Origin of the sequence: Streptomyces sp. NPDC048637 (genome assembly GCF_040650675.1) — a bacterium.
Lineage (GTDB): Bacteria > Actinomycetota > Actinomycetes > Streptomycetales > Streptomycetaceae > Streptomyces.
On sequence record NZ_JBEZHQ010000024.1, the window covers coordinates 22,220 to 35,834 of the forward strand.

Consider the following 13,615-nt stretch of genomic DNA (forward strand, 5'->3'; position numbering starts at 1 on the left):
GGAAACCGCCGCGTGGATGAGGATGCATGAACGAGAAGAAGCTCCTCGAGTACCTCAAGAAGGTCACCAACGACCTTCACCAGACCAGGCAGCGCCTGCAGGAAGTCGAGGCCGGGCTGCAAGAGCCCGTCGCGATCGTGGGGATGAGTTGCCGTTTTCCCGGTGGGGTGGCCTCGCCGGAGGAGTTCTGGCGGTTGCTGGCGGGTGGGGGTGATGCGATCGGTGAGTGGCCTGCCGACCGTGGCTGGGATGCGGCGGCGTTGTATGACCCCGAGCCGGGGGTGCCGGGGCGTAGCTATACCCGGGCCGGTGGCTTTCTCGATGATGTGGGGGGCTTCGACGCTGCTTTCTTCGGGATCTCGCCGCGGGAGGCGGTGGCGATGGATCCGCAGCAGCGGTTGCTGTTGGAGACGTCGTGGGAGGCGTTCGAGCGGGCCGGGATCGACCCGGTGTCCTTGCGCGGCAGCCGTACCGGCGTCTTCGCGGGCACCAACGGGCAGGACTACACCGCGCTCCTGCTCGCTGCCGCGGAGGAGCTGGAAGGGCATGTCGGCACCGGCAACGCCGCCAGCGTCGTATCCGGCCGGGTCTCCTACGCGCTGGGCCTGGAGGGGCCCGCGGTCACTGTGGACACCGCCTGCTCGTCCTCGCTCGTCGCCCTCCATCTCGCGGCGCAGGCGCTCCGGTCGGGGGAGTGCGACCTCGCACTGGCCGGCGGTGTCACCGTCATGTCCACCCCCGGCCTGTTCCTGGAGTTCAGCCGCCAGCGCGGACTGGCCGCCGACGGCAGGTGCAAGGCGTTCGCGGACGCGGCCGACGGCACCGCCTGGGGGGAAGGCGCGGGCATGCTCCTGGTCGAGCGGCTGTCCGACGCCCGGCGCCACGGGCACCCCGTACTCGCCGTCCTCCGTGGCTCGGCGGTCAACCAGGACGGCGCGAGCAACGGTCTGACGGCCCCCAACGGACCCTCCCAGGAACGTGTCATCTGGCAGGCCCTCGCAGGCGCAGGCCTGGCCACGGCGGACGTCGACATGGTGGAGGCACACGGCACCGGCACGACACTCGGGGACCCCATCGAGGCCCAGGCGCTCCTGGCGACGTACGGGCAGGACCGGGACGCGGAACAGCCACTGTGGCTCGGCTCGGTGAAGTCGAACATCGGACACACCCAGGCCGCCGCCGGAGCAGCGGGCGTCATCAAGGTCGTGCTGGCCCTCCGCGAAGGGCTGATGCCCAGGACCCTGCACCTCGACCGGCCGTCGTCACACGTCGACTGGTCGGCGGGCGAGGTGTCGCTGCTCGCCGGGGCCGAACCGTGGCCCGACCGTGGGCAGCCACGCCGGGCCGGAGTCTCCTCCTTCGGCGTCAGCGGCACCAACGCCCATGTCATCCTCGAACAGGCCCCGGTGCAGGATCCCGCCCCCGGGGCGGACGGTGCCCCCGGGGCGGACGCTGCCTCCCGTGAGCTTGCCTTCCTCGTCTCCGCGCGCACCCCGGAATCGCTGCGCACGCTCAGTGCCCGGTTGCGCGAGCGGCTGTCCGACGAGCCGCCGGTGCCGCTGCCGGACGTCGCCTGGTCGCTGGCCACCACGCGCTCGGAGTTCGCACACCGGGCGGCCGTGATCGCCGGCGACCGCGACGAACTGCTCCGCGGCCTGGACATGCTCGCCCGTGACACCCCGGCCGCGGGAGTCGTACGCGGCACGAGCGGCAGGGATGGCCGTACCGCCTTCGTCTTCCCCGGCCAGGGCTCCCAGTGGGCCGGGATGGCCACCGAACTGCTCGATACGGACGCGGAGTTCCGGGCCGGATTCACCGAGTGCGCGGAGGCCGTGCAACGGTTCTCCGGCTGGTCCCTCCACGAGGTGTTGCGCGGTGCCGAGGGAGCGCCGTCGCTCGACCGCGTGGACGTCGTCCAGCCCGCGCTGTTCGCCGTGATGGTCGCCCTGGCGAGGCTCTGGCGCGCCCGGGGTGTGGAGCCCGACGCCGTCGTGGGGCACAGCCAGGGCGAGATCGCCGCCGCCTGTGTCGCAGGGGCGCTGACCCTGGAGGATGCCGCCCGCGTCGTCGTCCTGCGCAGCCGGGCACTGACCGCGCTCGCCGGGCGCGGCGGCATGCTGTCCGTACTGCTTCCGCTGCCCGACGTGGAGGAGCGGCTCGCCCACTGGGGCGACCGGCTGTCGGTCGCCGCCGTCAACGGTCCCCGCTCCGTGGTCGTCTCCGGCGACGCGGACGCCCTCGACGAACTGTTCGCCGCCCTCGAAGCCGACGGCGCACAGGTCCGGCGGATCCCGGTCGACTATGCGTCCCACTCGGTGCATGTCGAGGAGATACGCGAGCAGTTGCTCACCGAGCTGGCACCGGTCAGGCCGCGCAGCAGCACGACTCCGTTCTTCTCGACGGTGACCGGCGACTGGATCGACACCGCCCGGCTGGACGCCGAGTACTGGTACCGGAACCTGCGCCGGACCGTACGCTTCGAACACGCCGTTCGCGCCCTCGCCGAACAGGACTACCGCGCATACATCGAGACCTCGCCGCACCCTGTGGTGACGACGGCCGTACGCGACACACTCGACGCGCTCGACATCGCGGATGCCGCCGTCGTCGGCACCCTGCGCAAAGGGGAGGGCGGCCACCGGCGTTTCCTCACCTCGCTCGCCGAACTGTGCGTCGCCGGCGGACCTGTCGACCGGCGCGCCGTCCTCGGCCCCACCCCGGCGGACCGCGCCCCCCAGCGGATCGACCTGCCGACCTACCCCTTCCAGCGGCGCCACTACTGGCCCCGGCCCGCTCCCGAACTCCCCGGCAGCCCCGGCTCTTCCCTCGACACCCGCTTCTGGGAGGCCGTCGAGTCCGGCGATGCGGAGACGCTCAGCGCCGCGCTGGCCGTGGACTCCGGGACCCTCACCGGGATGCTGCCCGCCCTGTCCGACTACCGCAGGCGCAGCCGCGAGGGAGCCCTGACCGACTCGTGGCGCTACCGCGTCACCTGGAAGCCGGTCCCCGTCGGCGCGGCTCCGGCGGCCCTCAGCGGCACCTGGCTGGTGGTGGCAAGCGGCGACGACGCACTGGCCGACGGCGTGGTGGAGGCACTCTCCACCGCGGGAGCACACCCGGTGACCGTGCCGGTGGAACCCGAGCAGGACCGGGCGGCATTTGCCGACGCGATCGGCGGAGCCCTGCGGGGTACGGCATCCCCGGACGATCCGCTGCCCTCGGTCACCGGCATCATCTCCCTGCTCGCCCTGGACGAGGACGACCACTCCGCCCATCCCGGCCTGCCCCGAGGTTTCGCCGCCAGCGTCGCGCTCGTCCAGGCACTGGACGACAGCGGCGTCGCGGCCCCGCTGTGGTTCGTCACCCGTGGCGCCGTGGCCACCGATCCGCAGCAGGGCGTTGCCGCGCCGGGGCAGGCCCTGGTGTGGGGCTTCGGCCGCGTGGTCGCCCTGGAGGAGCCGGAGCGCTGGGGCGGACTGCTCGACCTGCCCGAAACCCTGGACCCGACCGCGGGGACCGCCATGGTCCGGGCGCTCGCCGGGATCGGCGACGAGGACCAGCTCGCGATACGGCCGAACCGTGTACTCGCCCGGCGGCTGGTCCGCGCCGCCACCGCCGAACTCGACACCGCGCGGCGGTGGACCCCCACGGGCACCGTCCTGGTCACCGGCGGAACCGGTGCGCTGGGGCGGCACGTGGCCCGCTGGCTCGCCCGAAATGGCGCACCGCACCTGCTGCTCGTCAGCCGTCGTGGCGCCGACACCCCCGGCGCCGCAGAACTGGTCGCAGAATTGGCGGAGTTGGGCACCCAGGCCGAATTCGCGGCCTGTGACATCGCCGACCGGGACGCGCTCGCCGCGCTGCTCGACGAGATCCCCGCCGACCGGCCGCTCACCGCAGTCCTGCACACCGCCGCTGTACTCGACGACGGGACCATCCACTCCCTGACGCCAGATCAACTCGCGGGTGTGCTCCGGGTCAAGGCAGGCGGCGCACGCAATCTCGACGAACTGACCAGGCAGCACTCCCTGTCGGCGTTCGTGCTGTTCTCATCCACCGCCGGCACCATCGGCGCGCCGGGACACGCCAACTACGCCCCCGGTAACGCCTACCTCGACGCCCTGGCCCAGCAGCGCAGGGCAGCCGGGCACCGGGCCACCTCCGTCGCCTGGGGGCCCTGGGCGGAGAGCGGCATGGCCGAGGGCACCGTGGGCGAGCGACTGCACCGGCACGGCGTACGGGCCATGGACCCGCAGTTGGCCGTGGCCGCATTGCAACGGGCTCTCGACCACGATGACACCGCACTGGCCGTCACCGACATCGACTGGGACACCTTCGCGCATGCCTTCACCACGGCCCGCGCCCGCCCCCTGATCGCCGACCTGCCCGACGCCCAGCGGGCACGTACCGCCGCCGAACCGACGACGGAGGAAGCGGCCGCAGGACCGGCACTCGCCCGGCAGCTCGCCGCGCTCGACGCGGCGGAGCAGCGCCAGGCCCTGTCGGAACTCGTCCGCGCCCACGTCGCCGCCGTCCTCAACCACACCGACACCGACGAGATCGCCCCCCATCGAGCCTTCCGCGAGCTGGGCTTCGACTCCCTCATGGCGGTCGAGCTCCGCAACGCCCTCAGTGCGGCCATCGGCACCCGGCTCCCGGCCACGCTCATCTTCGACCACCCGACCCCGGCCGCGCTGGCCGGCCGGCTGCGCACGGAACTGAGCCTCGACGAGGCGGCCGCGCAGCCCGCGCCGGCGCCCACCGCACCGGCGGCCCACGAGGACGACCCCCTTGCCATCGTGGGGATGAGTTGCCGTTTTCCCGGTGGGGTGGCCTCGCCGGAGGAGTTCTGGCGGTTGCTGGCGGGTGGGGGTGATGCGATCGGTGAGTGGCCTGCCGACCGTGGCTGGGATGCGGCGGCGTTGTATGACCCCGAGCCGGGGGTGCCGGGGCGTAGTTGTACCCGGGCCGGTGGCTTTCTCGATGATGTGGGGGGCTTCGACGCTGCTTTCTTCGGGATTTCGCCGCGGGAGGCGGTGGCGATGGATCCGCAGCAGCGGTTGCTGTTGGAGACGTCGTGGGAGGCGTTCGAGCGGGCCGGGATCGACCCGGTGTCGTTGCGCGGCAGCCGTACCGGCGTCTTCGCGGGCACCAACTACCAGGACTACAGCTCCCGTTCCCTCGCCCCGGCGCCGGACGCGGAGGCACACCTCGGCACCGGCAACTCGGCGAGTGTGATGTCCGGCCGCCTCTCGTACACCTTCGGCCTGGAGGGGCCCGCGGTCACCGTGGACACCGCCTGCTCGTCCTCGCTCGTCGCCCTCCATCTCGCGGCGCAGGCGCTCCGGTCGGGGGAGTGCGACCTCGCGCTGGCGGGCGGTGTCACCGTCATGTCCACCCCGGGGCTCTTCCTGGACTTCAGCCGCCAGGGGGGTCTGGCGGCCGACGGACGGTGCAAGGCGTTCGCCGACCACACCGACGGCACCGGCTTCTCCGAGGGCGTCGGTGTCGTGCTGGTCGAGCGGCTCTCCGACGCCCAGCGGAACGGGCACGCGGTACTGGCTGTGCTGCGCGGCTCCGCGGTGAACCAGGACGGCGCATCGAACGGCATCACGGCGCCCAACGGTCCTTCGCAGCAGCGGGTGATCCGGGCAGCCCTGAGCGGCGCCGGCCTGTCCGGCACGGACGTCGATGCCGTCGAGGCACACGGCACCGGCACGACACTCGGGGACCCCATCGAGGCCCAGGCGCTCCTGGCGACGTACGGGCAGCGACGGGAGACCGAACAGCCGCTGTGGCTCGGCTCGGTCAAGTCGAACATCGGGCACACGCAGGCCGCTGCCGGCGTGGCCGGCCTGATCAAGATGGTCCTGGCGCTCCAGCACGGCCTCCTGCCGCCCACCTTGCACATCGACCGGCCTTCGACGCATGTGGACTGGTCGGAGGGGAATGTACGGCTGCTCACGGACCCCGTGGAGTGGCCACGGACGGACCGGCCGCGACGGGCAGGTGTGTCCTCGTTCGGCATCAGCGGCACCAATGCGCATGTGATCCTCGAACAGCCCCCCGCCGAAGCCACGTCCGCCGAAGCCTCGTCCGACGCAGCCCCGTCCGACGAGGCACCGTCCGGCCCGGTTCCCTGGGTGATCAGCGGCACCACAGAGGACGCGCTCCGGGCCCAGGCCGGACACCTGCTCGCGCACCTGCAGTCCAGGCCCGAACTCGGCCTGCACGACGTGGGTCTGTCGCTGGCCACCACCCGGTCTGCGTTCGAGCACCGCGCCGCGATCGTGGGCGAGCACCGCGACGAACTGCTGAGCGGCCTGAGCGCCCTGGCGACCGGTGAGCCCGCGGCGCATGTCGCCACCGGAGTGGTGCGGGGCGAGGGCGCAACCGCCTTCCTGTTCGCGGGGCAGGGTGCCCAGCGGTTGGGGATGGGCCGGGAGTTGTACGAGGCGTTTCCGGTTTTTGCGGAGGCGTTCGATGAGGTGTGCGGGCACTTCGATGGTGCGGGGGAGCCGGCGCTGCGGGACGTGGTGTTCGGTGATGATGCGGAGCTGCTGCATCGGACGGTGTTTACGCAGCCTGCGCTTTTCGCGGTGGAAGTCGCGCTCTACCGGTGGGTGGAGTCGTTGGGTGTCCGGCCGGATTTTCTGATGGGTCATTCCGTTGGTGAGTTGGTGGCCGCGTATGTGGCGGGGGTGTGGTCGCTGGAGGATGCGTGTCGTGTGGTGGCGGCGCGGGGCCGGTTGATGCAGGAGCTGCCGGCGGGTGGGGCGATGGTTTCGCTGCAGGCCACGGAGGCCGAGGTGCTGCCGCTTCTCGATGCGCACGCGGTGAGTATCGCCGCGGTGAACGGTCCGCAGGCGGTCGTGATTGCCGGTGCGGAGTCCGCGGTGGCGGAGCTTGCCGGGCACTTCGCGTCCGAGGGGCGGAAGGTGAAGCGGCTGCGGGTGAGTCATGCGTTCCACTCGCCGCTGATGGAGCCGATGCTTGCGGAGTTCCGTGCCGTCGCGGAGAGCGTGAGCTACGCGGAACCCCGTCTCCCCGTGGTGTCGAATCTGACCGGCGAACTCGCCATGACGGCGGACCTGATGTCCCCCGGCTACTGGGTTCGGCAGGTGCGGGAGGCGGTCCGCTTCGCTGACGGCATCCGGTGGCTGGAGGAGCAGGGGGTGACCCGGTTCCTGGAGATCGGGCCCGACGGCACCCTGACCGCCATGGCCCAGGGCTGCCTCTCCGCCCTTGACCGTGCGCTGGTCCCTGCACTGCGCAAGGACAGGTCCGAAACCCACAGTCTCATGACCGCGGCCGGCCGGCTCCACACGTCGGGCGTCCGCCTCGACTGGTCCGCGCTGCTTCCCGGCACCCGCCGCGTCGAGCTGCCGACCTACGCCTTCCAGAAGCGGCGCTACTGGTGGGACGCCGTGGCCGGGGCGGGCGACCTCGACGCCGTAGGGCTGTGTGCGGCCGACCACCCGCTGCTCGGCGCGGCCGTCACCGTGGCCGGTTCGGATTCCATGGTCTTCACCGGGCGGCTCTCCCTGGCCACCCACGCATGGCTCGCCGACCATGCGGTGCTGGGCAGGGTGATCCTCCCGGCGACGGCCTACCTCGACCTGGCGGTCAGCGCCGGTGACCGGACCGGATGCGACCATCTCGCCGAACTCACCCTGGAAGCGCCGCTCGTCGTTCCGGAGCACGGCGCGGTCCATCTCCAGGTCGCCGTGAGCGCACCCGACGCCGCCGGATGGCGGCCGTTCACCGTGCACTCCCGGCCCGTGGCGGGGGACGACGGCACTCCGTGGACACGGCACGCACAAGGCGTGCTGGCCACCGCTCCCGGCAAGGAGCCGGGCAACCTCAGCAGTTGGCCGCCCGAGGCCGCCGAGCCCGTCGGGCCGGGCGACTGGTACGAGGCCTTCGCCGAAGCCGGGTTCACCTACGGGCCCGTGTTCCAGGGGCTCGGTTCCGTATGGCGGCGCGGTGACGAGCTGTTCGCCGAGGTCGCGCTGCCCGAGCAGTACCGGGGCGACGCCGCACGGTTCACGCTGCACCCCGCGCTGCTCGACGCGGCCGTCCAGACGCTTCTCGTCGGCGGCCGGGACGAGAGCGGCGCAGGCGACGGCGGGGCGATGCTGCCGTTCGCCTGGCGGGGGGTGACCCTCCACGCCGAGGGGGCCACCGCGCTGCGGGTGCGTCTGACGCCCGCCGGGGACCCGGCCACCTTCTCGGTGCTGGTCACGGACACCGCCGGCCGGCCCGTCGCCAGTGCCGACGCGCTGACGTTGCGCACGGTGACCCGCGCACAGCTTCCCGACGCCCGTCCGGCCGGGCCGGCCGCCCTGCTGCGCCTCGACTGGCGCGCCGCACCCTCCCTGCCGCCGCGACCCGAGGTGGCACGGTGGGCCGTGCTCGGCAGCCCGTCCGGCGGCGGTTCGGCGGACGCCGGGATCGCGGAGGCGCTGGACGACGCCGGTGTGCACGCGGAGTCGTACGCCGACCTCGACGCGCTGGCCGCCGCCGCGGCCACGGGGATGACGATGCCCGACACCGTCCTGCTGGTGTGCGGTCCGGAGTCCCGTGAAGACGCCCTGAGCGTCCGGGAACTGCTTGCCACCACCCTCGCCACCTGCCGTCACTGGCTCGCCGAGGAACGGTTCGCCGGCTCCCGGCTGGTGCTCGTCACCCGGGGCGCGGTCGCCGCCGAGGCCGGCGAGGACGTCAGGGATCTTGCGGGCGCGGCGCTGTGGGGACTGGTGCGCTCCGCGCAGCTGGAACACCCCGACCGATTGCGGCTCCTGGACCTCGACGACAGTGCGGCGTCCGGGGGTGTCCTCGCGGACGCCGTGGCCGCCGCTCATCCGCAGGCAGTTCTCCGTGCGGGCGAACTGCGCCTGCCACACCTCGGCCGCGTCGAAGCTCCGGGGGCTCCGGGCTTCGCGTTCGACCCGGAGGGCACGGTGCTGGTCACCGGGGCCACCGGCGCGCTGGGACGGCTCACGGCCCGTCATCTCGTCACCCGTCACGGTGTACGGCATCTTCTGCTGGCCAGCCGCAGCGGGCCTGCGGCCGACGGGGCCCAGGCGCTGCTCGCGGAGCTGGCCGAGGAGGGCGCCGAAGCCTCCCTGGTGGCCTGTGACCTCTCCGAACGGGAAGCCGTGGCGGGGCTGCTCGACTCGATTCCGGAAGACCACCCGCTGACCGCCGTCGTGCATATCGCCGGGGTCGTCGACGACGGCGTGCTGACGACGCTCAGCGACGAGCAGTTCGATCGGGTGCTCCGCCCGAAGGCCGATGCTGCCCGGCTGCTGCACGAGCTGACGAAGGACCGGAACCTGTCGGCGTTCGTGCTCTTCTCCTCCGCGGCCGGCACCTTCGGCTCGGCGGGACAGGCCAACTACGCGGCGGCCAACGCGCTCCTGGACGGTCTGGCCCACCACCGGGCGGCCCAAGGGCTGCCGGCGACCTCGCTGGCGTGGGGACTGTGGGCCGAACGCAGCGGGATGACGGCAGGACTCGCCGACACCGACCGGTCGCGAATGGCCCGGGACGGCATGCAGCCACTCTCCGCCGACGACGGTCTGGCACTGTTCGACGCCGCGCTGACGGCGGGTGACCCCGCCCTGGTCACCGTAGGCCTGGGCAGGGGCGGACTCGGGCCGCTGACGGGCAGTGCGGCTCCCGGTCGTCCCCGGCGTACGGTCCCCGCCGCCGGAGAGGACAAGGACGACCTGCTCGCACGGCTTTCGGCCGCCGGCCCCGCCGAACGGGAAGCGCTCCTGCTGGAGGTGGTACGGCGCCGGGTTGCGGGAGTCCTGGGCCACGGGTCGTCCCAGGAGATCGAACCGGACCGTGGCTTCACCGAGTTGGGCTTCGATTCGCTGACCGCGGTGGAGCTGCGCAACCAGCTCGGCACGCTCACCGGCACGCGGCTCCCGCCCACGCTCGTGTTCGACTTCGCCACCCCGCGGGAGCTTGCCTCCCGGCTGGGGAAGGAGCTGGCCGCACCCGCCCTCCCGCAGCCCGGCTCCGGGGAATCCGGCGACCGGCCCTCCGGGACGGAACCGGCGCAGGACACGATCGGCGCCCTCTTCCGGACGGCGTGCGAGTCGGGACGGATGGACGAGGGGTTCGCCCTGCTGCAAGCAGCCGCCCGGCTGAGGCCGACCTTCGACACGCCGGAGGAGTTCGGGGCCGATTGTGCGCCCGTGCGACTCGCCCGAGGCGGTGAATCCTCGGACGCGGGTGCGCCGGGCCTGATCTGCTTCAGCTCGTATGTGGCACTCGCCGGCGTGCACCAGTACGCCAGGTTCGCCACCGCGCACCAGGGCCGACGCGACGTATGGGCGCTGCCGACACCCGGCTTCGGCCGGAGCGAGCCGCTGCCCGCCTCCTTCGATGCGGTCGTGCGGCTGCAGGCCGAGGCAGTGGTGCGGTGCGCCGGCGGCGCCCCGTTCGTGCTCCTCGGCTCCTCGTCCGGTGGCATCCTGGCACTCGCCGTGGCGCACTACCTGGAGCAGTCGGGGACTCCGCCGGCCGGTGTCGCGCTGCTGGACACCTATCTGCCGCGCGAGGACTCGCCCTTCACCCGATTCGCCGGAGAGATGATCGGCGGCATGTTTGACCGGGAGTCCCTGTTCGCGCACATGGACTCGGACCGGCTCACCGCAATGAGCTGGTACATCCACGTCGTCGGCGCATGGTCGCCGGACCGCCTCTCCTGCCCCGTGCTGTTCGTGCGCTCCAGCGAGCCGCCGGTGACCGTCGAGCAGGCGGGACCGCTCGCACCGGACGAGTGGCAGGCCTCCTGGGACGGCGCGGACACCGTGGCCGACGTGCCGGGCAACCACTTCACGATGATGGAGGCCCATGCGGGCTCCACGGCGAGGACCGTCGCCGCATGGATGGACACCATCTGAAGCCCGGCAGCCGCACGCGGTCCCCTGGCATGGGCGAGGCAACGGAGAGGTGTGTCCGGTGTCCGGCTCCGTCCTCACGTCGGACTCCACCGGGGCAGGTGTTCCACCCGGAGGCAGCGACCTGCCCGGATCCGATTCCCGGCCCGGCCGCCATTGTCTGGAGGAATCCCCAGACCATGGCGGCGGCGCACCACAGCGCACTGCCGGAGAGCAAGGATGAGCAAAGGCGCCCTCCGCGATCCGGCCATGAAGGTGCCTGACGGTCACATCGAGGCCACCCAACTGTTCGATACCGAGAGGGGATCCCATGCGTGTGCTGTTCGCCGGACTGTCGGAGAAGTCGCATCTGTATTGCATGGTGCCACTGGCCTGGGCGCTGACCGCGGCAGGGCATGAGGTACGGATGGCGAGCACACCGGCGCTCACCGACGTCATCACCGGCACCGGTTTGGCCGCGGCTCCCGTGGGCCGCGATCATGGAGTGCACGAGGCCATGGCGCAGGCCCGCGGCTCGCAGGACGAGGAGTTCGCCAACTGGAGCCGACTGGGCCCGGGCGAGGTGGACTGGCCCTCCCTCCGCAGCCGCTACGAGATCAGCGTCCCTTACGGGTTCGCGCTGTACAACGACCCGGTGATCGACGATACGGCCGCACTGGCGCAGAGCTGGAAGCCCCATCTGGTCGTCTGCGACCCGCTCGCCTATGCCGGTGCCATCGCCGCCCGCGTCAGTGGTGCCGTCGATGTCCGGCTGCTGTGGTCCGCCGATGTGTACGGGAGGGCACGGCGCACCTACGTGGACCTGATGAGCCAAGTCCCTCCCGATGAGCGCGTGGACCCGCTCGCCGACTGGCTCGACAAGCGCGGCGCACCGTTCGGCGTCTCCTGCGACGAAGAACTGATCAACGGGCACTACACCATCGACACTCTGCCTCCGAGCCTGCGGCTGCCCAGCGCGCTGCAGGAGCTGTCCATGCGCTACGTGCCGTACAACGGCGCCGCGGTGTGGTGGGACTGGCTGCGCGAGGCACCCGAGCGGCCGAGGGTCTGCGTGACCTTCGGCCGGAGCAACGCCGAGGCGTACGGTGGTGACTACGTCTCCGTTCCGGAGGTCCTCGGCGCGCTGGCCGGCCTCGACATCGAGGTGGTCGCCGCGCTTCCTCCAGAGCAGCGTGCGGCGCTCGGCGACATACCGGCCAACGCGCGCGCCGTCGAAGGCGTGGCGCTGGACACGCTGCTGCCCAGCTGCTCGGCCATCATCCACCACGGCGGCTGGGGCACCTACTCCACCGCCCTCGTCCACGCGGTACCCCAGCTCGCCCTCTCCACCAAGGTCGCCGACCTGGAGTGGCGGGGCCAGTCCCTGGAGCGCGCCGGCGCGGGGATCTTCGCGCACCACAGCGAGGTCACCGCCGACCTGGTGCTCCGTCACACCCGGCAGATCCTCGACGATCCGGGCTTCGCCTCCGCCGCGCGGCGGCTCGGCGACGAGTCCGCGGCGATGCCCAGCCCACGCGACATGGTCGCCACATTGGAGCAACTGGTCGCGGAGCGCTGACCAGGCCGAGTCGGCCCGCGACCGACAGGCTCTCCCCCCGACACTACTCGCCCTTGGATGGAAACCGTGAAGGCTCTCGTGCTCTCGGGAGGCGCTGGTACGCGCCTGCGGCCCATAACCCACACCTCCGCCAAACAACTCGTCCCGGTCGCCAACAAGCCCATCCTCTTCTACGTGCTGGAGGCCATCGCCGACACCGGCATCACCGAAGTCGGCATGATCGTCGGTGACACCGGACCGGAGATCCGCGAGGCGGTCGGGGACGGCTCACAGTTCGGTCTCCAGGTGACCTACCTGCCGCAGAGCGAGCCGCTCGGCCTCGCCCACGCCGTCCTCATCGCCCGCGACTTCCTGGGCGAGGACGACTTCCTGATGTACCTCGGGGACAACTTCATCTCCGGCGGCATCACCGATCTGGTCGAGGGCTTCCGCAAGGAGCGCCCCGACGCCCAGCTCGCCCTCAGCCGGGTCCCCGATCCCACCGCCTTCGGCGTGGCCGAGCTGGATGCCGACGGCCGGGTGGTGGGGCTGGAGGAGAAGCCATCGCATCCCAAGAGCGATCTGGCGCTGGTCGGCGTCTACCTGTTCACCTCCGCGGTGCACGAGGCGGTGCGGGAGATCGAGCCGTCCGCGCGGGGCGAGTTGGAGATCACCGACGCGGTGCAGTGGATGGTCGAGGAGGGCCGGGACATTCGTTCCGGTGAGCTGTCCGGCTACTGGCGGGACACCGGCAGCGTCGCCGACATGCTGGAGGTCAACCGCATGCTGCTGGAGAGCGAGGAACGCTGCATCGAAGGCTCGGTCGACAGCGCGAGCGAACTCCTGGGCCGGGTGCGGATCGAGCCTGGTGCGACGGTCCGCGGCTCGCGGATCGTCGGGCCGGCCGTGATCGGTTCCGGCACGGTCCTCACCGACTCCTACATCGGGCCCTTCACCTCGATCGCGGAGGACTGCCGCATCCATGACAGCGAGCTGGCCTCCTCGATCGTGCTGCGCGGCGCGTCGTTCGAGAGCGTGCGCCGAGTCGAGGCCTCGCTCGTCGGACGCAACGCGCAGGTCACGCTCGCACCCCGGCACCCCGTGGCACACCGGCTCGTGCTCGGCGACCACGCGAAGGTGCACATCCAGTCCTGAGACC

Annotated in this window: 3 protein-coding genes; all 3 read left to right on the top strand. The window is 72.1% G+C overall.

Annotation, left to right across the window (positions count from 1 at the left end; all coding sequences use genetic code 11):
- Positions 1-26: 26 nt before the first annotated feature.
- The 3 genes from AB0C46_RS26295 (at position 27) to AB0C46_RS26305 (ending at position 13,611) form a co-directional block, all read left to right on the top strand.
- Positions 27-10,922: a type I polyketide synthase gene (locus AB0C46_RS26295; RefSeq protein WP_362830733.1), complete on the top strand. Its 10,896-nt coding sequence runs from the start codon at positions 27-29 to the stop codon at positions 10,920-10,922.
- 307 nt (positions 10,923-11,229) lie between these two features.
- A complete protein-coding gene (locus AB0C46_RS26300) occupies positions 11,230-12,477 on the top strand; it encodes an activator-dependent family glycosyltransferase (RefSeq protein WP_362830734.1) in 1,248 nt (415 codons plus the stop codon).
- 66 nt (positions 12,478-12,543) lie between these two features.
- Entirely contained in the window at positions 12,544-13,611 is a 1,068-nt protein-coding gene (locus AB0C46_RS26305) for a glucose-1-phosphate thymidylyltransferase (protein ID WP_362830845.1), read from the top strand.
- Positions 13,612-13,615: the final 4 nt, after the last annotated feature.